General features: G+C 62.2%; 24 protein-coding genes and 1 pseudogene. 11 read left to right on the top strand and 14 right to left on the bottom strand.

What is annotated here, in order from left to right; genetic code table 11:
• The 5 genes and pseudogenes from J3L12_RS14955 to J3L12_RS14935 form a co-directional block, all read right to left on the bottom strand.
• A pseudogene (locus J3L12_RS14955) lies at positions 1–313 on the bottom strand (hypothetical protein); the annotation flags it as partial.
• Between the two features lie 72 nt (positions 314–385).
• A complete protein-coding gene (locus J3L12_RS14950) occupies positions 386–1,069 on the bottom strand; it encodes a hypothetical protein (RefSeq protein WP_208015856.1) in 684 nt (227 codons plus the stop codon).
• A gap of 9 nt (positions 1,070–1,078) precedes the next feature.
• Positions 1,079–1,615, bottom strand: a complete 537-nt coding sequence (locus J3L12_RS14945) for a hypothetical protein (protein ID WP_208015855.1) — start codon at positions 1,613–1,615, stop codon at positions 1,079–1,081.
• Between the two features lie 16 nt (positions 1,616–1,631).
• The gene (locus J3L12_RS14940) at positions 1,632–4,043 is read right to left on the bottom strand and encodes a C1 family peptidase (RefSeq protein WP_208015854.1); all 2,412 of its coding nucleotides are present in this window, start codon (positions 4,041–4,043) and stop codon (positions 1,632–1,634) included.
• 12 nt (positions 4,044–4,055) lie between these two features.
• A complete protein-coding gene (locus J3L12_RS14935) occupies positions 4,056–4,226 on the bottom strand; it encodes a hypothetical protein (RefSeq protein WP_208015853.1) in 171 nt (56 codons plus the stop codon).
• A gap of 240 nt (positions 4,227–4,466) precedes the next feature.
• Here J3L12_RS14935 and J3L12_RS14930 point away from each other — a divergent pair, with 240 nt between their 5' ends.
• The 7 genes from J3L12_RS14930 to J3L12_RS14900 all read left to right on the top strand — a co-directional run bounded on the left by J3L12_RS14930 (position 4,467) and on the right by J3L12_RS14900 (position 10,283).
• Positions 4,467–5,711 (top strand): extracellular solute-binding protein, encoded by a 1,245-nt coding sequence (locus tag J3L12_RS14930; RefSeq protein ID WP_208015852.1) that lies wholly within the window; start codon positions 4,467–4,469, stop codon positions 5,709–5,711.
• Positions 5,712–5,783: 72 nt separating this feature from the next.
• Positions 5,784–6,701, top strand: a complete 918-nt coding sequence (locus tag J3L12_RS14925) for a sugar ABC transporter permease (RefSeq protein WP_208015851.1) — start codon at positions 5,784–5,786, stop codon at positions 6,699–6,701.
• Positions 6,701–7,513, top strand: coding sequence for a carbohydrate ABC transporter permease (locus tag J3L12_RS14920; RefSeq protein WP_208015850.1), 813 nt, complete (start codon positions 6,701–6,703; stop codon positions 7,511–7,513). The genes J3L12_RS14925 and J3L12_RS14920 overlap by 1 nt, the downstream gene beginning before the upstream one ends.
• Before the next feature lie 216 nt (positions 7,514–7,729).
• The gene (locus J3L12_RS14915; RefSeq protein WP_208015849.1) at positions 7,730–7,921 is read left to right on the top strand and encodes a hypothetical protein; all 192 of its coding nucleotides are present in this window, start codon (positions 7,730–7,732) and stop codon (positions 7,919–7,921) included.
• A gap of 184 nt (positions 7,922–8,105) precedes the next feature.
• On the top strand, positions 8,106–8,318 hold the full coding sequence (locus J3L12_RS14910) for a 2-oxoisovalerate dehydrogenase (RefSeq protein WP_208015848.1): 213 nt from the start codon (positions 8,106–8,108) through the stop codon (positions 8,316–8,318).
• Positions 8,315–8,551 carry a type II toxin-antitoxin system HicA family toxin gene (locus tag J3L12_RS14905; RefSeq protein ID WP_208015847.1) on the top strand — a complete coding sequence of 79 codons (237 nt, stop codon included), beginning with the start codon at positions 8,315–8,317 and terminating at the stop codon, positions 8,549–8,551. The genes J3L12_RS14910 and J3L12_RS14905 overlap by 4 nt, the downstream gene beginning before the upstream one ends.
• A 16-nt stretch (positions 8,552–8,567) precedes the next feature.
• Positions 8,568–10,283, top strand: coding sequence for a glycoside hydrolase family 125 protein (locus J3L12_RS14900; RefSeq protein ID WP_208015846.1), 1,716 nt, complete (start codon positions 8,568–8,570; stop codon positions 10,281–10,283).
• A gap of 224 nt (positions 10,284–10,507) precedes the next feature.
• Here the strand turns inward: J3L12_RS14900 and J3L12_RS14895 are convergent, their stop codons facing one another.
• From J3L12_RS14895 to J3L12_RS14885, 3 genes are all read right to left on the bottom strand, one after another.
• Complete coding sequence (locus J3L12_RS14895; RefSeq protein ID WP_208015845.1) at positions 10,508–11,221, bottom strand: intradiol ring-cleavage dioxygenase; 714 nt, start codon at positions 11,219–11,221, stop codon at positions 10,508–10,510.
• A gap of 85 nt (positions 11,222–11,306) precedes the next feature.
• Positions 11,307–11,573, bottom strand: coding sequence for an SHOCT domain-containing protein (locus tag J3L12_RS14890; protein WP_208015844.1), 267 nt, complete (start codon positions 11,571–11,573; stop codon positions 11,307–11,309).
• A gap of 72 nt (positions 11,574–11,645) precedes the next feature.
• On the bottom strand, positions 11,646–12,104 hold the full coding sequence (locus J3L12_RS14885; RefSeq protein WP_208015843.1) for a hypothetical protein: 459 nt from the start codon (positions 12,102–12,104) through the stop codon (positions 11,646–11,648).
• Between the two features lie 691 nt (positions 12,105–12,795).
• Between J3L12_RS14885 and J3L12_RS14880 the strand changes: the two genes are divergently transcribed.
• Together J3L12_RS14880 and J3L12_RS14875 are read left to right on the top strand one after the other, a co-directional pair.
• Positions 12,796–13,458 (top strand): response regulator transcription factor, encoded by a 663-nt coding sequence (locus J3L12_RS14880; protein ID WP_208015842.1) that lies wholly within the window; start codon positions 12,796–12,798, stop codon positions 13,456–13,458.
• Positions 13,455–14,810, top strand: coding sequence for a HAMP domain-containing sensor histidine kinase (locus tag J3L12_RS14875; protein WP_208015841.1), 1,356 nt, complete (start codon positions 13,455–13,457; stop codon positions 14,808–14,810). Before J3L12_RS14880 ends, J3L12_RS14875 begins: the two co-directional genes overlap by 4 nt.
• On the opposite strand, the gene J3L12_RS14870 is transcribed toward J3L12_RS14875, so the two are convergent.
• The 5 genes from J3L12_RS14870 to J3L12_RS14850 all read right to left on the bottom strand — a co-directional run bounded on the left by J3L12_RS14870 (position 14,788) and on the right by J3L12_RS14850 (position 20,318).
• Positions 14,788–16,068 carry an ATP-binding protein gene (locus tag J3L12_RS14870; protein WP_208015840.1) on the bottom strand — a complete coding sequence of 427 codons (1,281 nt, stop codon included), beginning with the start codon at positions 16,066–16,068 and terminating at the stop codon, positions 14,788–14,790. The genes J3L12_RS14875 and J3L12_RS14870 overlap by 23 nt on opposite strands.
• Before the next feature lie 55 nt (positions 16,069–16,123).
• Positions 16,124–16,831 (bottom strand): response regulator transcription factor, encoded by a 708-nt coding sequence (locus tag J3L12_RS14865; protein ID WP_208015839.1) that lies wholly within the window; start codon positions 16,829–16,831, stop codon positions 16,124–16,126.
• Positions 16,832–17,275: 444 nt separating this feature from the next.
• Positions 17,276–18,247 (bottom strand): ABC transporter permease, encoded by a 972-nt coding sequence (locus J3L12_RS14860; RefSeq protein ID WP_208015838.1) that lies wholly within the window; start codon positions 18,245–18,247, stop codon positions 17,276–17,278.
• Positions 18,237–19,166: an ABC transporter ATP-binding protein gene (locus J3L12_RS14855; protein WP_208015837.1), complete on the bottom strand. Its 930-nt coding sequence runs from the start codon at positions 19,164–19,166 to the stop codon at positions 18,237–18,239. The genes J3L12_RS14860 and J3L12_RS14855 overlap by 11 nt, the downstream gene beginning before the upstream one ends.
• 9 nt (positions 19,167–19,175) lie before the next feature.
• Positions 19,176–20,318 carry an NEW3 domain-containing protein gene (locus J3L12_RS14850; RefSeq protein ID WP_208015836.1) on the bottom strand — a complete coding sequence of 381 codons (1,143 nt, stop codon included), beginning with the start codon at positions 20,316–20,318 and terminating at the stop codon, positions 19,176–19,178.
• 199 nt (positions 20,319–20,517) lie between these two features.
• On the opposite strand from J3L12_RS14850, the gene J3L12_RS14845 reads away from it, so the two are divergent.
• Positions 20,518–21,804 (top strand): MFS transporter, encoded by a 1,287-nt coding sequence (locus J3L12_RS14845; protein WP_347708917.1) that lies wholly within the window; start codon positions 20,518–20,520, stop codon positions 21,802–21,804.
• A 233-nt stretch (positions 21,805–22,037) separates the two neighbouring features.
• Here J3L12_RS14845 and J3L12_RS14840 read toward each other — a convergent pair whose 3' ends face one another.
• Positions 22,038–22,277 (bottom strand): ferredoxin, encoded by a 240-nt coding sequence (locus J3L12_RS14840; protein ID WP_208015835.1) that lies wholly within the window; start codon positions 22,275–22,277, stop codon positions 22,038–22,040.
• A 165-nt stretch (positions 22,278–22,442) separates the two neighbouring features.
• On the opposite strand from J3L12_RS14840, the gene J3L12_RS14835 reads away from it, so the two are divergent.
• Positions 22,443–23,498 (top strand): [LysW]-lysine hydrolase, encoded by a 1,056-nt coding sequence (locus J3L12_RS14835; protein ID WP_208015834.1) that lies wholly within the window; start codon positions 22,443–22,445, stop codon positions 23,496–23,498.
• Positions 23,499–24,093: the final 595 nt, after the last annotated feature.

The raw sequence follows: 24,093 nt of genomic DNA, 5'->3' as shown, positions 1-24,093 counted from the left end.
AGAACAAGCTGGGTTCGGCCAGAAAATGTACGACCAAAGCTTGGTACTGGAGTAGTCGTCGCTGCAAACGGGTGCGTTCAGGTAGATGGGGGAAGCAGTCACCCAGGTTGGCGACCAGCCACAGGTAGAACCGGCGGAATGAGCCGCCTTTGAGGCTGAACATCAGCCCGATGGTGACCAACTCACTAAGGCTGAGCTTGGCTTGTTGATGTTCATGCTGTTCAGCCTTCGAACGCAGGGCATCGTCTACCCCAACGTACATCACCAAAGCAACGTCTTCCAGCGATAGAATGCATCTCGGGTCTGGCCGCATACACCAGACCCTATTCCTTTCTCCCGCTACTTTTCAACTAGCACCAGTGATTACTTAGACCGAAGGTGTCGGCTACAAACTCACCCGCACATCTTTGCTGCCGGTGTCGCCATACTCCCCTACCCGCAGCACCAACGCCTTGACCTCGGTGCCCTTGGGCACCGAGAACACCACCGCAAAGTTCAGGGCCGCCCCCGGCAGCAGGGTGAAGCCGCCGCCGGTGTTAGTGCCGCTGGGGCTGTCGTAGGCGATGGGCGGAAACGAGCGCCCATCGGCCCCGGCCAGGGCGGTGTTGCCGGGGTTGTTCACACTCAGCGAGGGGGCCACCGTACCCGACTGCTTGGCGTTGCGCAGGCTGGCGGTGATCACTACCAGCTCCTCTTCGGCGCTGCGGGGCTGGATGGCCAGGTTGTTCTTGTCGAAGCGGGTGGTGTAGCTCTCCATCCGCTCCACCTTTTGAATTTGCACCCGGAAGAGCCCGGTCAGGATCTGATCGCCCACCTTGCCCTGGAACTGCCCGGCCAGTTGATTGGCCCCGCCCGCTGCGCGAATCTCGTAGCCGCCCTGCACCCTGACCACGGTCTGGCCCAGGGCCTTGGCCACATCGGCCAGCGGCACGTAGGCGGTGCCCTGCACCACGATCACCCGCGTGGAGGCCACCTGCCCGTTCAGGATGAGCCGCTGGGCGCTTTGGGCCAGCGCGAAGAGCGAGAGGCCCAGCACCAGTATCAGGATTGGTTTCCAAAGCTGCTGCATGTTTTCCTCCTACTTGAACTTCCGTACCCGCTCGATTACCGCCAGGGCCCACTTGCGGTAGCCCTCGGGATCCATGCTGCTGTTTGTGAGCAAAAAAGCATATTCGCGGTAACGGAAGGCCAGGCTGAAGACTGGCTGGCTCTGGTCGCCGCGAAACAACCCGGCCTCGTCCCCCACGTTCAGGCCCACCCAACTGGGGGCCCCCTTGCGGAGTTCCCCCAGCCAGTGCTGGGCCCCCTGGGGGCTGCTGCGGAAGTATTGCAGTTGGGTGACCCCACCGGAGGACAGGTTCTGAATGCAGTAGGACATGGGCTGTACCGAGCCGATGGCCTGCGCCATGGCCTGGGCCACGGCCTGGCCGCCGCTGCCGCTCAGGGGCTTGCCGTCTTGCAAAAGACCTTCGTTGCTCATCACAAAGCCCAACGAGCCCAGGGCGTTAGGGGTGTTGTTGGGGTTAAAGACGCCCATCAGGTAGCAAGGGTGGGGGTCTTTCTGGGCCAGGCCCAGCGAAAAGAGCACCAGAACAAATGGAAGCATTCGGTTCATGAGTCTTGCTCCTTTTTCAGTTAGGGGGCGGCACGTAGTACAGCCGGAAGGCGATAGAGGCCGAACCGGTGAGGCTGAGGTCGTCGGTCACGTAAAGCCGGAGGGTGCCGCTGGCATTGTCAAAACCACATCCGCCTGGGATGTTTTGCGCCCCGCTGGTGTTCCACTCCCAATACTGACCACCGCCAACGGGTTGGGATGGCGAAGCGCGGACAGAGAGGTCCAACTCCGTACACCCAGCCTTGCTGGCCTGCCAGGTCCAGCGGTAGTTGCGGTAGGGCGGGGTACCCCCCACGGCCTGTCCCCCAAGCAGTACCGTCTCCCCCACAGTGGCCGAGCTGCCGCTGGCCGGACTGATGATGCTGACACCGGGCGGGCCGCTGTTGGGTGGATTCTGTACGTTCACCGTAACGCTGGTCTGGGCGCTGGCCCCACCCTGGGCTGTGGCCGATAGTGTGAAGGTAACGCTGGAGGGGCTCCCGGGCCGAAGCGTGATGGTGGGATTGCAGTTGCCCTGGATGGGGAACTGGGTATCGCCGCTATCGCTGCTGGTCCAGCGGCAGGGCAGGTCTACGATAAACCCGCTGCCGTTATCGCCCCTTGCCTGTCCGCTCAGGGTGTAGGTCTGGGTGCGGTAGAGGGTTGCGCCTGCCTGCGGGCTCTGGATGCTCACCTGCGGGGCGCTAAAGTCGCGGCGGGTAGCGATGAAACCCTTGTCGCCCACCCTCCCGGCCATGACCCCGGTTTCCCAGCCAAACATGTAGCCCTCGTAGTTCTGGCCGAATAGCTGAAAGCTGAAGCGCCGAGGATCGCTGGTGCTTACCGTTCCAACCAGCGGGCTGCCACCAAACACCGTACCGCTGACCTGCCCGGTGCTGGGATTTACCGCCGTGATGGCGAAACTGCCCGCCGTCACGTCCAGCCCGTCAATCTGCCAGTTGCCCACGTAAGCACTTGGCCCCAGGCTGCCCCCCGGGGTACTGCTCAGGTAATCCCGCAGCTTGACCCCGTAAAACCCGTAGGTTTTGCCGTCGCGGTTGTCCAGCATGGTTCCCGCCAGCGTGCGGTTGTCATCGGCCAAGAAGCCGGTAAAGCGCATCCCACTCAGCTCATCAAAGCGGCGTGCGCCGGTATTGCTCCAGTCGATGTAAAAGTCAATCTTGCGTCCGCTGATGGTTCCGTTGACCCGCCGGGCCTGACCATCGGGGCCGTAGTAGGTGCCCAGACGGCGGTCGGTATCGTTCTGGAAGCGGAACAGGCTGGGGTTGGGAATGTGGTAGATGTCCAGCACCCCGCGCCAGCCGTCGTGGTTGAGCAGATAGCGGCCCAAGAAGAGCTGCGGCGTATACACCACAAAGTTGGGCGGTATCACGCTCAGGATGCTGGCGGCCTCGTAGACCTTGCCCTTGGTCACAAACTCGTAGCTCATCCAGACGTAGCCTCCTTCGTTCCAACCGGAGCCCCAGGAGTTCTTCACGCGAAAGGCTTGTTTGCTGTCGTCGTAGCCCACCATCAGCATGGCGTGGTCGCCCCAGGTCTTGTCGCCGGGCTTCCAGAGCCCGTTCATGATGCTGCCGCCCCTGTCGGGTAGCCCAACCCCAAAGGCCACTTCGCGCCCGGCAGCCATCTGGGTCTTGAACCAGGCTGGGTCTGTTAGTTGATTGCCGCTGGCAAAAATCACCTGGTTGGCCCGGTAGCGCCCCTGCTCGAGGGCCACCTGGGGCAGCATCAGCCAGTCCAGAGGGTTGGGAGTGTTATAGGTCTGTAGGCTCTGGCTCAGGTTGGCATCGTCCATCAGGCGCTGGGGGCTGGTACGGATGATGGGGGGTTGCCACTTGCTCGAGTCCTGGAACGAACCATTTGCGTTGTACGGAGCCTGGTTCTCCAGAGGGATACCCCGCTGTCCGTTCATGATGTTCTGGAGCTTGTAGTTCACGCTGCCCCCGCCCCATGTCGCCAGAAAGTTCTCGGACTGGCTGGGGGGCACCGGCGGACTTGCAGGATCCAGCACGTTAACCTTGTCCTGCCAGTTCAAGAACTCCTCGGAGAGATCCAGCGTAAGGCCGTAGGTGCGCTTGTAGGCGGCCTCGAGGGCAGCCACCACCGCAAAGGCCGTGCAGGTGCCCCGTTCCCACTGGTTTTTCACCGGGGTTTGAAAGGAGGTCAGGTCTATCGCAGCGGGCAGGCTCTGCGGACGCAGCGTAGCCGGCTCGCTCGAGGTTGGCGGAGGAAAGCGATCCAGGTACCACTTGGTTTCCTCAGGTTTATTCAGCAGTTTGACCTCGCCGTTGCCCAACCGCACTGCCGGGTGCCCGTCCACGGTCAGGAACTCCCGGATGTCCGGGCCCACCAAATCGGCCTGTTGTGATGGGCTGCTGCAAGCAGCCAAAGTACCCAAAAGCAATGCCAGAATCCACCCTCGTTTCACTTTGAACCTCCTTTACCGCAATCCCTCGTGCTCAAAATTGGCCTCGAGCCAGGCCACCAGTTCCAGGGGGCTTTCGAACTCGAGCACCTCCCCCGCCCGCTCGAGGCGGGCCTGCCAGGGGTGGGTTTCGTCCGGCGGCTGAACGATGAGCCGGTATTCGCGTTTGCTTTCGTCTTCATCCACGCCTCACCTCCTTATGCGGGCCACCTTAGCAGGGGGGGCGTGGCAAGGGCGTGGCAAGACTCAACCTTGTTACAAAGGCTCAGGTGCGCTTATTAGGGTTTGTGTTCTGTTCTAAAAGGGCCGTTCTCAGTAAAAGCCATCAAGGAATCAAGGAACACCCGCTTCTGGTCAGAAGTGTTTTGGTTTTATAATCCATCTCGACCCATCGCGGTGTATGGCGAATCCCAGAGGAGGAAGTCTATGCGAAGAGCCCTTTCTATACTGATTGCCCTGTGGGGTGCGGCCCTGGCCCAGGGTCAGGTCACCATCACCTACTGGCAATACGACTTCAGGAGCAAGGTGGAGGCTGTAGACGAACTCATCAAGCGCTTCGAGGCCGCCAACCCCGGCATCAAGGTGCAACATCAGACCTTCCCCTTCGACGCCTACCAGCAGAAAGTGGCCTCCTCCATCCCGGCGGGCCAGGGGCCCGATGTGGTCAACCTGTTTTATGGCTGGCTGCCCACCTGGGTCAAGGCCGGGTATCTGCAACCGATGCCCGCCGAATATATCAAGGTTCTGGACAGCGAATTCTCGAGCCTGGCCCAGGCTGCCAAGGTAGGGGGCAAGCTGTATGGCATGCCCACCGCCGTGCGTTCACTGGCCCTCTTTTACAACCGGGACATGCTGAATGCGGCGGGCTTCAGGAACCCCCCTAAAACCTGGGACGAGTTTCTCAATATCGCCGCCAAACTCACCGTCAAGGACGGCAACAAGTTCACCCAACTGGGCTACGCCATGGCCCCCGATGGACAGGATCACCACCTGGTGCGCGAGGTGCTCATCCGGCAGTTCGGCGGGCGGCCTTATTCCGACGATGGCCGCCGGGTGATGTATAACAACGCCGCAGGGCTCAAAGCCTTCACCTTCTACACCGACTGGCTTAAGAAGTACAACGTGGGCACCCTGGGCAACCAGTTCTTCCCCGGCAACAACGCCTACCGCGATGCTTTTATTGCCGGCAAGGTGGGCATGATTATCGATGGTTCGTTTGCCATCGGTACCATCCGCAACGGGGCCAAGTTCAACTGGGGCGTGGCCGAGCTGCCCCTGGAAAAAGCGGGCGCCCGCAAGGTGAACTACGGCTCGTTCTGGATGCACGGCCTGACCCCCCTGGCCACCGGGCCCAAGCAGGCAGCTTCGCTCAAGTTCCTGGAGTTTCTGGTCTCCGAGGAGACCCAGCGCTACTGGCTCGAGAAGGTGGGCGAACTACCCGCCCGCAAGAGCCTGATCAAAGACCCCAAACTCACCCTGGATCGGGTTTTTGGCCCCTTTGTGATCTCGCTGTCCTACGCCAAGGCCACCCCATTTGTGGACGAGATCGGGCAGCGTAAGATCATGACCGACGCCATCAACCGGGTGCTCCTGGAAAACAAAGACCCGGCGGAGTCCTGGCGCATCGCGGCGGCTGAGGAACAGAAGCTGCTGGACAACTTCTGGAAGTAAATGGTCTGACGTCTGTAGCTTGTAGCTTGTGGGTAAACCACAGGCTACAAGCTCTCTCTTAACCGCCTTTTTATGAACAGACCACCTGAACCCGCCAAAAGAGGGGTGTCGCTGGCGACCCGCGAAGCGCTGTGGGCCTTTGCGTTTTTGGCCATTCCACTGGCTTTCTTTCTGTTTATCCGCATCTGGCCGGCGTTTCAGGCGCTGTGGCTCTCGCTGTTCGACTGGCACGCCGACCCCAGCAAGCGGCCTTTTGTGGGGTTGGAACACTACGAGCAGATGTTGAACGACCGCCTCCTGCTCAAAGCCCTGCAAAACACCCTGGCCTATACCCTGCTCGGCGTGCCGCTACAACTGCTGCTGGGGTTGGGCATTGCCCTCCTGCTGAATGCCGTGACCCGGTTTCGGGATGTGTTTCGGGCCATTTACTTTGCCCCCTACGTTACCCCCGCCGCTGCCATTGCCTGGGTCTTTAGCTGGATGCTCTCGCCCAACTTTGGCATCGTCAACGAGATTTTGAGTGTGTTCGGCATTCCACCCCAGCCCTTTCTGACCAAGCCCTCGCAGGCCCTGGCCACCGTGACCATGATTGTGGTGTGGCAAAACCTGGGCTTTCAGGTGGTGTTGTTCCTGGCGGGTTTGCAGAACATCCCCCGCGACTACTACGAGGCCGCCCGCATAGATGGCGCCAGCAACTGGCAACTGTTCCGCCACATTACCTTTCCCCTGTTGAACCCGGTGATGGTCTTCTCGGCGGTGATCGGCACCATCGGCTTTTTGCAGCTTTTTACCCAGGTGGTGAACCTGAACTTTACCGATCAGGGCGGGCCGCTCGGTTCCACCCTGACCCTGGCCCTCTACATCTACCAGGTAGCCTTTGCCCGGTTTGAGCTCGGCTACGCAGCAGCCATCACGGTGTTGCTGTTTGTGATCATCCTGAGCATCACCCTGGTGCAGCTGCGGCTGTTGTCGCGGCGGGTGGAGTACTGATGAAGCGCCTGTCCACTTTCTTGATTTACGCCCTGCTGATTCTGGGCAGCCTGGTAATGTTTTTTCCGTTTGTGTGGATGTTTTTGACCTCGCTCAAACCCTTCGCCGAAATTTTCGAGCTCAAGGTGTGGCCCCAGGCCCCTACCCTGGATAACTACCGCGAGGTGCTGTTCAAAACCCAGTTCCCTCGCTGGTTCTTGAACAGCCTGGTGGTGGCGCTGATCACTACCTTTTCGGTGCTGTTCTTCGACTCGCTGGTGGGCTATGCCCTGGCCAAGCTACGCTTCCCTGGCAAGGGCCTGATTTTTGTGCTGATCCTCTCCACCCTGATGGTGCCCACCGAGATGCTAATCATCCCCTGGTACGTGATGAGCACCGAGTACGGCTGGAGCAACACCTACTGGGGCCTGTTGTTTCCCGGCATTATCAGCGCATTTGGGGTGTTTTTGATGCGGCAGTTCTTCGAGACCCTGCCCACCGACCTGCTGGACGCCGGGCGGATAGACGGGCTGAGCGAGTTTGGGGTGTTCTGGCGCATTGCTTTCCCGCTGGTGCGCCCGGCCCTGGCTGCTCTGGGCATCTTTACCTTCCTGGGCAACTGGAACGCCTTTTTGTGGCCCCTGATTGTGGTGCAGACCGCCAACATGCGAACCGTGCCGGTGGGCGTAGCGCTTTTCTCGAGCGAGGCCGGCACGGCCTGGAACCTGATCATGGCCGCTAGCAGCCTGGCGGTGCTGCCGGTGCTGCTGGTGTTCCTGTTCTTCCAGCGCCAGATTATCGAGGGGGTGGTGCTGACGGGGGTGAAGGGATAACCCCAAGGCCCACCGGGCAGATTGAAGAAGCGAGCCTGAACCACATGGGTTCTGGATAATAGGCTCGAGATCGAAGATGCGAGCCTGTACCTCTGGGATCTGGATGATAGGCTCGAGATCGAAGATGCGAGCCTGTACGACTGGGATCTGGATGATAGGCTCGAGATCGGAGATGCGAGCCTGTACCTCTGGGATCTGGATGATAGGCTCGAGGACATGAACCCAACTTTGATTCGGCTCATACGGCAACGCTACTGGGGCCATCTGCTCAGCTTTTTTGCGGGGCTGGTGGTGGGGGTGGCGTTTGGCCCCTGGCTCCGAACCGCAGTGACGCTGGTGGTCATTGCAGGGGTGTTGCTGGCGCTGTACCTTATCTGGGTTTATTTCGATAAGCTCAAGAAGCAGTAGCGAAAAAGGGCCTCTCAAAGCAGCCTCCCTCTTGAGTTAGCCTGAATGTCTGGACGCTTGCGCCCAACAACTGTTTTGCTGTGTTGAGCGCATTGCAGCGCACCCATGAAGTGGCTCATGCTGCTATGCAGCGGCGTGCTCCGCAATGGCAGCGCAATGCGGTGGTTTTAGTACAATCGGTTTTATGGAGCTAATTTTCGAGGTGCGCGATGCCGAAGAAGGTGGCTTCTGGGCCAGAGCTTTGGGAGCCGGCATCTTTACGCAGGCAGACACCTGGGAAGAACTTCGAGCCAACGTACTCGAGGCAGTGCGACTGCATTTTGAGCCCGAAAGGCCGCCCAGGCTGGTCCAGCTTCACTACGTGCGCGATGAGCTGATGGTGGTTGAAGCGGCATGAAGATTCCCCGAGACCTCGAGGCCTCGCGGCTGATCAGCGTTTTGCAGCGACTGGGATATGTAATAGTCAGACAAAGTGGCAGCCATATTCGCATGTTCCATGCAGATCCTCCCCCCCACCACCTGACTGTTCCGAATCACAGCACTCTCAAAGTGGGGCTGTTACAGGCGTTGCTCAAGGAAGTGGCCGAACGACAGGGCTTACCCCTGGAGCGTTTGGTTGAAATGCTGTAAAGCTTGACCCACCGCCATGGAACTCATGACCCCCGCCCCCATCCTGGACACCCCGCCCGAGCACCTGCCCACCGGGAACCTGGATATTCATGTGGAGGCCAGCCCCAACGCCCCTTCGATTGCCCGTATCGGGGTGGCCTCCCTCGCACTGAATGGGCTATTGGACTGGGTGGGTGCGCCCTTGCTGGAGGTGTTGGGCAAGGGCTGGAAGGTCTCGCGCACGGCAGACTGGATTCCGGTCTGGGAGAACGAGCACTTAACGGTGACGCTGCTGGCCCCTTATGGAGAACGAGGGCTGGCGCTGCGATTGGAGCCCCGCACCCCAGGGCCCATTCAGGTAGCAGGCAACCTGGAATATCTGGGCCTGCGGCGCTTCAAGGAAGAGAAGCTCGAGACCACCTTTCGCGCCACCCACGACGGCTGGACCGGGAGTTATGTACTCGAGGCCCGCGCCGAGCGCACCCTGCTGGCCCTGGGCTTGCAGGCCGACACCGCCCCAAGCCGGGCCGACTGGGGGCCGCAGTTCGTGCTCGAGTGGGCCTCTGGCCCGGTCACGCTTTACCTGGGGCTGGCCCTCGAGGCCGACGGCGCCCGCACCACCGCCCTGCACTTGCGCCGGGTGGGCTGGGAGACGCTTCTGCGCAAAACCCTGCACAAGCTGGCCCTGCTTTCCACCAACTACACCGGCCCGCTCTACGAGGTCTACCGGCGGCACCTGATTTTCAGCTACTTCTACGCCCAGGCCAATACCCTGGAAGGCGAGCCGGTGCTGCTGACCTCGCGCAGCCCGCACTACTACGTCTCGGGGGCCTACTGGGCACGGGACGGGCTTTTGTGGTTCTTTCCGGCCCTGCTCAAGGCCGACCGCAAGCGGGCCAAGGAGGTGCTCAAGGCGGTCTTTCGCCGCTTTGCCCGCTGGCCGGGGGAACACGCCCAGTACCTGAGTGGGCCGCCTTTGTATCCGGGCTTCGAGCTTGACCAGGCCGCAGCCTATCCCCTGGCCCTGGCCCGCTACCTGGAAGCAACCGGCCCCAACCCCGAACTCGTCGCCGAGCTGCGCGAACCGCTGGAATGGGTGTTTGAGCGCGTGGCCCAGGAGAAACACCCCTCCCTGCCGCTCTACCGCACCTTCCTCTCGCCCACCGACGACCCCGTGCCGGAGCCCTACCTGACCTACGACAACGCCCTGTGGGCGGTGGCCCTGGAGCGCCTGTCCCCCTACTGGCGTGAGCCCGAAACACTCAAACACGAGGCCCGCGCCCTGCGCGAAACCCTCTACCGCCAGGCCGAGCGCAACGGGCGTTTTGTGTTTAGCTTTGAGCCGGGGGGCTCCCACACCTTTTCCGACGAGCCGGCGGGCAGCCTGCTCTTGCTGCCACACCTGGGCTTTTGCAACCGCCAGGACCCCGTGTGGCAGGCCACCGCGCTCTGGATTCTGGGGGACGACAACCCCCACCACTACAAAGGGCGCTTCCCCGGCGAGGGCTCGGCGCACTTTCCCTTCCCCTCGGGCTTTGGGCTGGCCAACCGGATTTTGTCGGGGCTAATGCGGCCTGCGGGGGATGCCCTGATGGTACTCGAGCAGGCCCCCCTCGACGCTGGCTACGCCTGCGAATCGTTCGACCCCCAGACCGGGGCGTGCCGCACCGGGGTAGGGTTTGCGGCGCTGACGGGCTTTATCGCCTATGCGCTCTCGGCGGGCAAAGACAACAAGCCTGCTACGCTGTTCTGAGACCAGGGTGTTAGAGCGCTCTTGACGTATATTGAGCCATCCGACTTCAAGAAAGCCTTGTCCTGAGCAGAACAGTGGCCGCCCATCCAGGCGGCCATGTCTGTGAAGGGCATGATTAGGAAGTCAACCCGATTCGTCCGGTCATCTCCGAGGCCCCCGCCCGAAGCGGGCGCCGTCTCGATGGCATCTCTCAGTCATTCCCGGCCCGAGATCAAGGGTTCTGGCTACAGGTTCAGGCCAATCTCGAAGGTGGCCGCGTAGCCCGCGCCGCTTTGAACGGGGTTGAGCAGCAACTGGCTGCCGCCGTTGCGATAGATGCCGTCGTTGGCGTTGCGGGTGCGGGTGCCCGCCTTGGCGTAGGGCGGGTTGGCCAGGATGCGGTCGCTCAGGGCATCGTCGAAGAAGAGCTGGGAGGTGAAGTCGCGGTTCTGGTAGCGGATTTTGAAGTGGATGTGCACGGTGCGGCCCGGGTACCAGCCGGGGTAGATGGTGGTGAACTGGGCTATCCCCTGGGCATCGGTGATCTGGTGGCCGCGCAGCCATTTCTGCCCACGTGTATCGGCGAAGCGGTCCTGCACACCGGAGTAAATGCCCTGGGCGTCGCACTGCCAGATATCCACCATCGCGCCCGGCAGCAAGGTACAGCCGCCGCTCGAGACCCTCGAGACCACAAAGCGCAACACCAGCGGAACCCCGGCCTTCACCACCCCTGTGGTGGGGTCGGAACGGATGTCGGAGCGGTTTAGCTGGGTGTCTACAAAATAGGGGCCCTCGGTCAGGGCCGGGCGCACGATGCAAGCCGGTAGCGGTGCGTTCTGTGCGCTGGCTTTGGGCTCGCTCAAAAGCCCCCCCACCCCTGCCAGGCTGCCCAGCCCCAGCACCGAAAGCACCTCGCGGCGGCTCAGAATCCTGCCGATGGGTTTATCGTCGTTGTCCATACCGGCCTCCCTTTTTTCTGTCCATTCTGGCTAGTAAAAGCGGTGAATAGGGTTAGAAAAACCAGATGCACCCGGCCTGGCTTTACTAACCACCCAGGTTCTTCTTCAGGGTTTCGTACTCGGCCTGGCTAATCTCGCCTTTAGCATATCGCTCCCGGGCGATTTCCAGCGCCCGGTCGGTGGCCGGGAATGGGTTTTTACCGTTGACAGGGCTGCGTAGCAACCGAACCCCCAACACTATCACCAATGTCAGTAGCCCCAGTAGCAGCAAGGCCCATAACAAATCGTCCAGGAACCCCAGGCCGTAATAGCCAAAACCATCCCATCGTCCACGGTGATCTATCGGCCACATGTTCATCTCCTAAAGGCAGGGCTTGTGGTCGGTGGGCAAACCCCGCGCCACAAGCCCGTACATGGCTAAGGTCTAGCGCCCCCAGCCTCGAGGCCCATCCCATCCGCCGCGACCCCCCGCGCCAAAGCGCATCTGCACCGGCTGGGCCACTAAAGCCCTGGCTACTGCCTGGCTGCTGGCTTTGAGGGTGGTGGCCTGCTGGGCCGTAAGGCGTCCGGCCTGCACCGCCTGGTCAATGGCCTGGTTGCGGGCCGTTACCAGGGCCGCCTCGAGCGCCGCGGGCGTCTTGCCGAGGTCGGTAGCGACCTGCCCCAGGGTTTTGGTGCCGCCCGAAAGCACCGCCAGCTCGGCGGGGGTCACGCCCAAAAACTGGGCCGCGCTGAAGTACAGGTTGCCCACCCCCAAACCCCGGAACATCATCCGCTGCATCGGCTGGGCCGGGGCGGGCTGGGGGGCCGGGGTCTGCTGGGCCAAAGCACCCGCCAGGGCCAGGCTCGAGATAACCAACACAGCTTTTACGGCTTTGTTCATATCTACCTCCTTGTACCGGAAAGCCTTATCTGCTTTCCCGAGGAGAAGTTTGGGGCAGGGCGGTTACGAAGCAGTTACGACTGGCTGAGAGGGTTTCTCATGTGCAGCAAGTGTGCTCATCACGCATTGGAGGTGCAAAGTCGGGATGTACTGATCGCTGAAAACCTGCCGATGGTCAATGGTCTATCGTCCATAGTCGAGAGTAATACTCAATGCACAGTCGTATAAATACCCGTACAAAGTGTCCATTGCGGCACGAACTATGCAGTACGCTCTTGCAAAAGCCGTAGCAGAAACCTTTTCGTTCCTCCCCTACCGTGTGGGGGAGGTTAGGTGGGGTTGCTGAGCAGCGACTTTGCGTAACCTGGTGGTTGGGGGGCTCACCCAATACCCTCCCCACCCTCCCTACGTGGTAGGGAGGGGGCTCTATGTCAATCCCTCCCGGAAACCCGGAGGTGTACGGACATCTCTACGACGATGTACTCAAAGCGGTTCCCACTGGAGCTTGCTCCAAATAACCGGTACAGCGGTTTTTGCTGTGCCGGGTACATCCCGGCGCACCGTGTGAGGCGTAATGGTGGGAACTGCGATCAGCAAGTGGGCAATGTCCATAAGACCTCCACACTCGAGCTTCTTTGACCCGGGCAGAATTCATAACCCGCCCATAACCCCTACAATGCAAGCTATACACATGCGGCTCTTGCTGGTCGAGGACGAACCCAACATCGCCCGCCCGGTGATCCGGGCCCTGGAGGCCCAGGGGCACCAGGTGCGTCATGCGCCCGATTTGGAGAGCGCCCGTAAATTTTTCCTCGAGGTCGAGCCAGACTTGATGCTGCTGGACGTGCGGCTGCCGGAGTCGGAGGACGGGGGTTTCATTCTGGCCAAAGAAGCCCGCGAGGCCGGTTACAAGGGCCCCATCCTGTTCATGACCGCCCGCGATGCCCTTGCAGATCGGGTGATGGGGCTGGACGAGGGCGGCGACGACTACGTGGTCAAGCCCTTCGATCTGCCCGAACTGCTGGCCCGGGTGCGGGCTTTGCTGCGGCGGGTCAGCGAGGTGAAAAAAAGCCGGGTGCAGTATGGCCCCCTCGAGCTCGACCTAGGCAATCGCGCCGTGCGCTGGGAGGGGCGGCTGGTCGAACTCAGCGGACGCGAGTATGCCCTCCTGGAACGCCTGGCCCTGTTCCCCGAACGCATCTACAGCCCGGAAGAGCTGCTGGATTTGATCTGGGGCGAGGAAGCCTCGGATACCGGGGTGGTCAAGGTGTGTGTGCACCACCTGCGCAACAAGCTGGATAGCCGCGTGGTGCGAACCGTGCCGGGGGGCTACAAACTGGGGGTGGAGCCATGAGCCTGCGCGTGCGGCTGGCCCTTTTCATCGCCGTGGCGATTGCCCTGGCGCTGTTGGTGCAGGGCTTTTTGGGTTATGCCAGCTTCGAGCGCTTGCAGATGGGCAACCTCGAGCGCGAGCTGGATGCCTACCTGGGGCGCATCGCCGGTCTGATGGAAGGCCGCCGAGGCCCCTTACGCATGCCCCGAATGGATCGAGACGGCGACGGCCCCCAGCTCACAAGCCCCAACCCCCTCGAGCGTTTTCGCCTCGACCATGAGCGGCCCGCCCTGTTCAACCCCACCCCCCCCGGCACCATCGCGCACGCCCGGCTGGTACGCGGCCAGACCGTCCTGCGCGAGTGGGGGAGCTTTCCCAGCGAGGTTCCGCTTTCCAACAGCCCCACACCCGTGCTAGAAAACAACTGGCTCTATCGCAGCGTGCGCCTGGGCCCAGAGGTGTACCTGCAGGGGGCGGTAGAGGCCAGCCAGGTTCGGGCCAGCCTGGCCGGCTACCAGCAGACCGTGCTTTTTACCACGCTGGGGGTGGCGCTGCTGGGCGCGCTGGCGGCCTGGTTGCTGAGCGGGCCGGCCCTGCGCCCGCTGCAACACTTACAGGAGGCGGCCCGGCGCGTGGCCGACTCGGGCGACCTGAGCCTGCGGGTGCCCCCCGAGGGCAGCGGGGAGCTTCGCCACCTGAGCCAGACCTTCAACCAGATGCTCGAACGGCTCTCGGCCTTCCGCCAGCGTGAGACCGAGTTCACCCGCAACGCCGCCCACGAGCTGCGCACCCCCCTGACCGCCATGCGCCTGCAACTCGATTCGCAGCATCAGGGGCTTTCCACCCCGGAAGAGACCCTGAGCGTGGTGCAGGAGGAGGTCGAACGCATGACCCACCTGAGCGAGTCGCTCCTGACCCTGGCGCGGGAGGGGCGGGGCCAGCGGGTGGGGCTCGACCTGGCGCAGCTCGCCCGCGAAGCCGCCCAAAAGGCGGGCGCTTCGTACCAGGGGCCTGAACGGCTGGAAGTCTCCGGCGACCCCTTTCTGCTGGAACAGGCCCTGGAAAACCTGCTCAGCAACGCCCAGAAATACGCTCCCGGTGCGAGCGTGAAGGTGGAACTCGAGCCCGCCTCAGACCCCAGCTTTGTGTGGTTGCGGGTGCGTGACGAAGGGCCGGGCATGCCACCCGAGGTGCTCAGGCGAGCCACCGAGCCCTTCTACCGCGCACCGGGGGTACGCACACCGGGCAACGGGCTGGGCCTCTCGGTGGTGGCCCAGGTGGCCCAGGCCCACGGGGGAAAGCTGGTACTGACCCCTAACCAACCCCAGGGCCTGGTTGCCGAGCTCTGGCTCAGGGTGACCGGGCCGTCCTGAGGGGCAGTTTTACCTGGAAAAGAGCCCCGCCCATGGGGTGGTTTTGAGCAACCACCTGGCCGCCGTGCAGCTCTACCAGAGCCTTGACGATGGAGAGTCCCAGGCCGCTGCCGCCGGTGGCCCTCGAGCGCGAGGCTTCAGCGCGGTAAAAGCGGTCGAAGACCTTGTTCAAAGATTCCTCGGGAATGCCCGGGCCGCTGTCGTGTACCTTCAGGTAGGCATGGGTGGTGTCGGCAGAGACCTCGAGGGCCACCTCTCCACCCACCGGGGTATGGGCCAGGGCGTTGTGGAGCAAATTGCCGATAACCTGTACCAGCCGGTCGGGGTCGGCCTGCACCAGCACAGGATGAGCCGGCAAATTGAGCGCAAGGCGTATCTGCCGGGCCTCCAGGGCCGCCTGGAAGCCGGAGGCCACCCGCCGCGTCCACTCGGCCAGGTCGAGCTCGCGCAGCACCAGGTTCAAACGCCCCGCATCGGCCAGCGAAAGGGTGCGCAGATCCTCGACAAGGCGGGAAAGCAGCCCGGTCTGGTGGTGCAGGCGGTCAATCTCGGCCCGCTCCAGAGGGAGCACCCCGTCCTGGATGGCCTCGAGCCGCCCCTGCATCACCGTCAGGGGGGTACGCAACTCGTGGGCAATGTCGGCAATCATGGCTTTTCGTTCAGCCTCGAGGCGCTCCAGCGAGGCTGCCATGTGGTTGAAGTCGCGGGCCAATCGGGCCACTTCGTCCTGGCCCCGGGGGTCTGGAATCCGCACCGAAAGCTGGCCCTGGGCCAGCCGGCTGGCCGCCGCCGAGATGGCTTCGATGGGGCGAGCGATTCGGCGAGCAAACACCAGCGCCACCACCACCCCCAGGCCTGTGGCCACCAGGCTTGCAATCAGCAGATTCTGCTGAATGCGGGCTTCCAGGCTGGGTCGGCGGATGCGGGGCAGGGGTTGAATTCGGATAGGTTCGGCCGCAGGGTCATCCCGCAGGCTGACCAGAAACACCGGGTTGGGGTTATCGGGGTTGAACGAGGGCACCACCCGCACAAGGATTTCCTTACCCGACAACAACTGGTCGCGCAGCTCTGGGGGGAAACCCAGCGCCGGCAACCGGCTTTCGTTGCGCCGCAGATACTCCCGTACCTCCGCTGGCAACTCCCTGAAGGTTCGTTCGCGCTGGTAGGTGTTGAGGGTAATGGTGATCAGGCTGGTAGCCACCACCACCAACACCATGAGCAGGCTCAGCCGAACTTCGATGCGGTTGAAAAGGTTCATGGTCGTCACCGGCTGAAGGCCAGAACTAAGGCTTTCGGACGAACTTATCCCCCCGTTACCCCTCGAGCCACAGCCGATACCCCACCCCCCGCACGGTTTCCAGGAGATTGGCACCTCCGGCCAGCTCGAGCTTCCTTCGGAGGTTTTTGAGATGCACGTCCACCACCCGCTCCAGGGCATCGGACTCAGGTAAGGCCGCCTCCAGCAGTTCGGTGCGGGTAAAAGCCTTGCCGGGGGTGCGGGCCAGGGTTTCCAGCAGCCGAAACTCGGTGGGGGTGAGCTCGAGGCGCTCTGCCCCCAGCCGTGCTACCACTTTTTCACTATCAATTTCCAGGGGCCCCACCCGCAGAACGGGCTTGCTCGCCTCGGTAGGCGCGGCCCGACGCAACACTGCCTTGACCCGGGCCACCACCTCGCGGGGGCTAAAAGGCTTGGTCACGTAGTCGTCTGCGCCCAGCTCCAGGCCCAGCAGCTTGTCCAGGTCTTCGGTGCGGGCCGTGAGCAGAATCACCGGGGTATTGCCGTTGCTACGCACGCGGCGCAGCACCTCGAGGCCGTCCATCTCCGGCAGCATGATGTCCAGAAGCACCAGATCGGGCCGGGCCGCCCGAATCAGGTTCAAAGCCTGTTTGCCATCCGAGGCCCGCTCGGTGCGGAAACCCTCCCGCCGCAGATAGCCCTCGAGGATCTCCGCAATCTCCGGTTCGTCTTCAACTACCAGTACCAGTGCCACCGTTTCCAGTGTATCGGTGGATGAGCCCATGAGCGCAGTCTGGCAAAAGGGCATGAAGAGGCCGGGTGGGTTATGTGTAGGCTGAATGTAGACCTGCAGGGAACGGTTTTTTATCGCACTTTTTACAGACCTGGCTGCCATCCAGGCGGCCACTGTTCTGTTCAGGACAAGGCTTTTTGAGGCAAGGAACAGGGGTAAGGGTTAGGGGACAGGTGTTGGAGGCCCACTACCCACTTCCTACCCCCCACGCCCACCCTGGGTACCGTTGGAATACCAAATCTGCTCAGAAGTGACCCAAAAGCGATATACAAGTCCCTCGGAAGCGCCCCCTGGCGCGGCAAGGGAGGGGCGCGTTTAGCGCCGCTCACGCGCAGGGTTGGTAGAAGTTGGCTACATGCCTGGAGTTGTATCAGACACCGCTTGCACCGTGTTACCGCACCTTCGTGCAGCCAGTCGGTTTGGAGCGCTTCCCCATCAGGCCCGCACTTCTCGCCGCTGGAAGAGTACATAGGTCAGCGCAAATAGCAGCAGGGTCAGCGCAATCAGCCCGGTGAGCTGGGGCCAGGCTAAAAGCAGGCTCTGCCCCAGGGGCAAGGGCGAACCCAGCAAGGCCCCCTGAAGCTGGGTGATGAGCACCGGCCCCAGGCTCCGCACCGCCGGATTGAGAAGAACCTGGATGGCCTCGGCGTAAAGGGTGTTGGGGGAAACGCGGGAAAAAGCCACCAGCGCTTCTGCCTGGCGCAGTTCACTCTCGGGACGGAAGGGGTCGTAGGGCGACACCGCCTGGGCCAGCAGTTGGGCGATGATGCCCCAGAAAAGCGCAAAGAAAAGCCACACCGCAATCGCCGCCAGCGCCGAAGTGGCCGCACTCCGAAAGAGCACCGAAAATAGCAGGGCAATACCCAGCCAGACCCCGGCGTAGGCCAGTGTAGCCAGGAGGAAGAGTAGGGCCCGGGCCACCTCCTCGGTGTTGGGAGGTACGCCCAGGAATATCAGGGAAAGGCCCACCACCAGCAAGAAGAGCGCCAGCAGGATCAGGGCCAGCGTAGCCAGCCCCGCCAGGAACTTGCCCCACAGCAGGGCATCGCGGTAGATAGGCTGGGCCAGAACCCGCGAAAGGGTGTTGCGGTTGTACTCGCTGTTGATGGCATCGAAGCCCAGGGCAATTGCCGCCAGAGGCAGGAAAAAGCTCAGGAAAGCCACAAAGGAGGGCAGAGGATCCTGCGCGGCGGTGAAAACCTGCAACAGCAGGAAGGGATCTTCGCTTACGGTTTGCTGCAAGGTGCGCGCCCCGGCGTACACCGCGCCCACTGCCGAGAGGAGTATCAGCACTTCCAGAATTCGCATCCGGGTGCTCGAGAGATGGTCGGCCACCTCCTTGAAAAAAACCGCCCAGACCCCCGTCCAGGGCGAACCCTCGCGCCTTGTGCCCGCACTAAGCCGCATGCCGCACCTCCTGGAAATAGCGGGCGTAGACCTCATCCAGGCTGGGTTTTTCCAGTATCAGGCTGTGCAGTGCCGCTCCGGCCTCGAGTACCGTCCGGGCCACCAGCGGACGCACGTCCTGGGTAGCCTCGAGGCGCACCTCTCCATCCTCCAGGCTGACCCGGCTGACCTCCGGTAGGGCCTGCAAACGCGCTTGCAAGCCCTCCAGGGGGCTGGCCCCCAGGCGAATCCGGTAGGCTCCACCCAGCACCCGCTGGGCCAGCTCCTCCACCCGGCCCTCCAGCACCAGCTTTCCTTTGTGGAAGAGGCCGACCCGGTCGCAGATGGCCTGCACCTGGTGCAGCAGATGGGAGGACAGCAACACCGTAATACCCTCTGCCTTCAAGCCCTGAATAATCTGCAAAAACGCCTGGGCAGCCTCCGGATCCAGGCCCAGGGTGGGCTCGTCCAGGATGACCACCTTGGGCTCTTTGAGCAGCACTTCGGCCAGGCCTAGCCGCTGGCGCATACCCCTCGAGAAAGCACTTACCGGACGGTGGGCCACCTCGGCCAGGCCCATCCTTTCCAGCACCCGTGCGATACGGGCCTCGGCTTCGGCGCGGGGCAGGCCGTTCAGACGGGCTATATAGGACAGGTTCTCCCAGGCGGTCATCTCGCCGTAAAAGCCAACCGAGTCCGGCAAGTACCCTACCTGTTTTTTGAGCGATAACGGCTCGCGCACCGGATCCAGGCCCAGCACCCGCACCGTGCCCCCACTGGGCTCCGTGAGGCCCAGCAGCATCAGAATGGTGGTGGTTTTTCCTGAGCCGTTGGGCCCCAACAGGCCGTACACCTCTCCCGCCTCGATGCGAAGGTTTAGATCCTCGACGGCCACCACCTTGCCGTACCGCTTGCTCAGGCCCTGGGTCTCGATGACCATGCTGGCCTCCTAGCGCCGTCCAAAACGCGAGACTGCAAAACCTACCGCCCCCACCGCCACAGCGATCAACGCCACCCCCACCAGCCCCCACAGGGTGGAGGTTTGCACCGTGACCCGGTAGTCCGCCGAGGCGGAGGCCGAGCCGGCAGAAGCGCGAAGGTTAAGCATGTAATCTCCCGCCACGGCCCTGGGCGAGGGCTTGATTTTGGCCGTTACCTCCGATTCTGCACCCGCAGCAATTTTCTCGATTTTGTCGGGCTCAAACTTAACTTCCCAGCCCGAGGGCTCGCTGGCCGAGAGCTCTACATTTTCGGCAGGCGCACTGCCGGTGTTCTTGACCACCAGCTTGATGGGGTTCTCCCGGCCCGCATAGGCCCGGCCCGAAAGCCGGCCCTCGGGGGTGGTCAGGTTCAGCTCCACCTGCCCCGTGATGTCCAGGTTCACCACCAGATCGGCCCTGGTATCGCCAGCCAGAGCGCGCAGGGTTACCGCATAGGGCTTGGCTTCGACCTGCCGGGGGGGTGTAACCTGCACCTCGAGCTCCCGGTTCTCCCCGGCTTTCAGGGGCAGGCTGTTAACTTCCTGACCACCAAAGGCCGTGCTGAAGCTCACCCGAAAGTTCTCCGGTGCGTCAGCCTCGAGGTTGACCAGCAAGTCCTGGTCACTTTCGTTTTTCAGGGTTACCCGGTAACGGAAACTGGCGGTCGGAGCCCCTTTGAGTACCGGCAGTTCGGTCTCCAAAGAGAGCCGTTTAGGCAGGATCTGGCCCAGGGTAAGAGCAATGGGCAGCTCGGCCCGCACACCCCCGCTTCCCAGAGCCACCAGTCGGAAGCGGTAGGTGCCTGGTTGAACCCGCTGGGGGGGCTCGAGGCGCAGCGAAAGACTTTGTTCCGCGTCGGGCAGCACGTACACCGCACTCACCACCCGTCCACCACCCAACAAACCCACCTTCCAGCCCTGGGCCGCCTCCACTACCCGCACCTGCACACTCTGGGGGGGCAGGCCGAAGCTCTTAAGCGAGATGGGCAGGCTCACCGTTTCGCCCACCCGCACGCTTTGGGCGGGGTAGGGGGTGTACAGTGCCAACCCGCGGTATCCCTGGGCTGCAGCAAAGCCTAACAGCGTGAGCATAAGCATGGTTATGCGCAGCATGTAGTACCTCCAGGCGCAACGTCCAGTAAAAAATCTAGGAAAAGCAGATGAAATAAAAATTAAACGAGTGGTACAACGTCAGTTTGCCTTGCTTGGCCGTTGCGCTCAGGCCAACACTTTCTCGTTTGGGTGGGTGACCACGTCTGTGAAGGGCGTGTACCCTTCCCAAAGCTGACCCGCCGGTCAATAATGGGCTTTCGTGACGCTGCCCGCAGGCGAGCCCCAACGTTCGCAAAACCTGGCTATCTGGGAGGGCATGCTGGCCATCCTGTTTATCAACTGGAGCACCGGCGTGGTCATGACCGGTTATGCGCTGTGGCTGGGCGCACCGCCGGTGGCTCTGGCCATCCTGGGCGCTTTGCCTATGGTGGGTCAGATGGCCGCCCCGCTGGCCTTGTTTTTTCGGGGGAGTCGCAAGCGTTTGAGCGCTACCTTGTCTGCCCTGGGGCGCGGTTTTTTTGTGCTAACCCTGCTGTTGCCCTTGCTGCCTGAACCCTGGCGCGTCCCCGGTTTGCTTTTGATTGCGGCGCTATCGCAGCTCATCATGGCCCCCGTAAGCGTGCTCTGGACAAGCTGGATGGCCGATCTAGTACCGGAAAAACAGCGGGGGCGCTATTTTGGCCTGCGCAACGGCATTCTGGGCCTGGTGGGCACCCTGGGCAACCTGGCGGCGGGCAGCCTGATTGATGCGCTGGGCAAGCCCTGGGGGTTTTTGCTGGTGCTGGGTATTGCGGTGGTCGCGGGGGTGAGCGCCACGTTCATTTTGCGGCGGCAGTTTGAACCCCCCTCGGCCAGCACCCCTCCTCGCGTTGCCGAGTTTATCCAGCCCCTCTCCGACCGGCGCTTCCGGGGATTTTTGGGCTTTGTGGTGCTGTTTTTGGGAGCGGTAAGTGTGGGTGGGCCTTTTGTGTTTCCGCTCTTCCTGGAGCACGCCCGCATGACCTTTACCCAGGTGGGTCTCTGGACGGTGATTGCTGCAAGCTGCGGGCTGGTGCTGAGCCCCTTGTGGGGCCGCCTGGCCGACCGGATTGGGCACTGGCAGGTGCTGCTCTTGAGCAGCAGCGTAGCTGCACTGGTGCTGCCCCCGCTCTGGCTGCTGGGGGGGCCGGGGCGGCTCGAGACCATCTGGGCAGCCGCCGCCTTCGATGCGGTTGCCTGGGGCGGCATCGGCACGGCCCTCACCAACGTGGCGCTGCAAAGCGCCGCTCCTGAAAAACGCAACCTCTACCTGGCCTGGTACTGGATGGCCTTCGCAGTGGGGGGCATTCTAGGTTCACTGCTGGGCGGGGTGCTGGGCAGCCTGCACGCGCAGATGAAACTCTTTCCCAGTCCTTACCACCTGCCCATCCTGGTCTCGATGCTCCTGCGGGTGGTGGCGGTGTACTACCTGGGGTGGCGCATCCGGCGCGATAAAAAGCGGGCTTTGGGGTCGGCGGGGCTCGAGGCAAAGCCCCCCACTGATCCCGCTCGTCAAGAGCTTTCGTAGCATCTCCACGATAGAAACGTAATATTGGTAGGAAAAGGGTGATTCACGGGGCCGCGCCGATGCAAAGCCCGGAATTCGCACTTCCGTTGAGCAGCATGATATTTCTATCGCGGGCGCACAGTGAAGGCGGCGCGTTGAAGGAGTGGGCAGATACGCTCTGAACCGCCTCGAGACCATCGGCATCAGGCAACAAAAAAGGCCACCCTAAGGCAGCCTTTTGAGCGAAGAGGGGCTTACTCGAGGCCCGAGAGTTTGCGGTTTTTGGCGATGTAGTCGCGCCACTGCTCGGGCACATCTTCTTCAGGGTAGATGGCCGAGACCGGGCAGGCCGGCACACAAGCGCCGCAGTCGATGCACTCGTCGGGGTGGATGTAGAACTGATCACCGCCGTCGTAGATGCACTCTACCGGACAGACTTCGACACAGGACTTGTCCTTGGTGCCGATGCAGGGCTCAACAATTACGTGGGGCATGGTTTTCCTCCGTTGGTTGGCTTGGGGTTTTTGGACAAAGTAAAGCCGCCAAACTGAGCCTTATTCTAAGGAATTCTGGGAAAAGTCAAGGGGTATGCGAACGCCATCCAACAAAATGATATTCTGTCGGAATGCGGCCCCACACCCGCCAGGGGCCATTCCGGTATGAGTCTAGACCCCGTTGATTTTCTGAAAGGCGCCCTCGAGATCCCCTCGGTCTCGGGGCAGGAACGCACGGTGGCCCAGTACCTGGCCGAAGGTATGAAAAAGCTGGGCTATGCCAGAGCCTGGGTAGACGAGGCCGACAACGCCCGGGGCCAGATCGGCACAGGGCCGGTGCATGTGGTGCTCCTGGGCCACATAGACACCGTGCCGGGGGTGGTGCCGGTGCGGCTCGAGGGCGACAAACTCTTTGGCCGGGGCTCGGTGGACGCCAAAGGGCCTTTTGTAACCTTTGTGCTGGCTGCCGCCGGGCTTTCGCCCGAGGTCTTGCAGAAGCTCACCGTCCATGTGGTCGGGGCTACCGAGGAGGAAGTGCCCAGCTCCAAGGGGGCCCGCTACGTGGTGGACAAGCTCAAGCCCGACTATGTGGTGATTGGGGAACCCTCGAGCTGGCAGGGCATCACCCTGGGCTACAAGGGCCGCCTGCTGGTGCGGGTGCGGCGCGAGAAAGACAACTTCCACTCCGCCCACCACGAGCCCAACGCCGCCGAGGAGCTCATCAGCTACTTTGTCAGCATCAAGGCCTGGGCCGAGGCCATGAACACCGGCCAGGGGCCTTTCAACCAGGTACAGTACAACCTGCGCGACTTCAAAATCGAGCACCCCGACAACCGTCAGCAGGCCGAGATGAAGTTCGACCTGCGCTTGCCGCCCCGGCTTTCAGTCGAGGAGGCCATCCGCCACCTGACCGCCTACGCGCCCCCCATCCTGGATCTGGACTTCTCCGGACGCGAGGTGCCCTATGTGGGCCCCAAAGACACCCCGCTCACCCGCGCTTTGCGCCTGGGCATCCGCCAGGCCGGGGGCGAGCCAGTGTTCAAATACAAGACCGGTACCTCCGACATGAACATTGTGGCCCCTCACTGGAAAGTGCCTATGGTGGCTTATGGGCCGGGCGACTCCACCCTAGACCATACCCCCAACGAACACCTGGAAATCCCCGAGTTTTTGAAGGCCATCGAGGCGCTGCGGGCTGCCCTCACCCGGCTGGCGAAGTAAGCGCAGAGAGCCAAATGCCCAAGGCTGAAGGCCAAAAGCTTCCATAAAGCCGATAGCAGATCGCCCGTGGCTGGTTGCAAAACAATACAGCGCTCTTCACAGACGTGGCCACCCATTCGGGCGGCCATTGTTCTGTCCAGGACAAAAGATTCTTGGTGCAGTGTCGTACAGTGATCATACAGTCCGAATGGGAAGGCTGGCTAACCACTCAACTTACGCAAGCCTCAAGCAGCCGTGTCCAGGAAGGCATATAGGTCACTTCTGTCCAGGGTCAACTTGCGAGCAATGAGCCTGCGACGCAGTACATAAACACCAGAACGGGTCTGTACTTTGAGCCTTTGCAGGTAAAGGTCAGATGCTGGGTGTAGGTCTTGATCTGGCGTTGCTGCACCCCCTGCCAGCCACACGCCTGCTTGAGGATGCGAAAGACCTCCTCAATCGCAGCACGGATGCTGTAGAGCTTCCTGACCCCCTCCACTCCAGGCTGGGGTCGCTCGTGGCATAAAACTTCCTACCTCTGCGATAGACCCTGACCTCGATGCCTCCCCTGAGCCTGCCCCCCGTCTGCCAGTGGGGGTGACGATAGCGGGTTTGC

This window comes from Meiothermus sp. CFH 77666 (genome assembly GCF_017497985.1).
Classification (GTDB): domain Bacteria; phylum Deinococcota; class Deinococci; order Deinococcales; family Thermaceae; genus Meiothermus.
The sequence above is the reverse complement of the archived record's forward strand: the minus strand, read 5'-3'. Positions and strand labels throughout refer to the sequence as shown.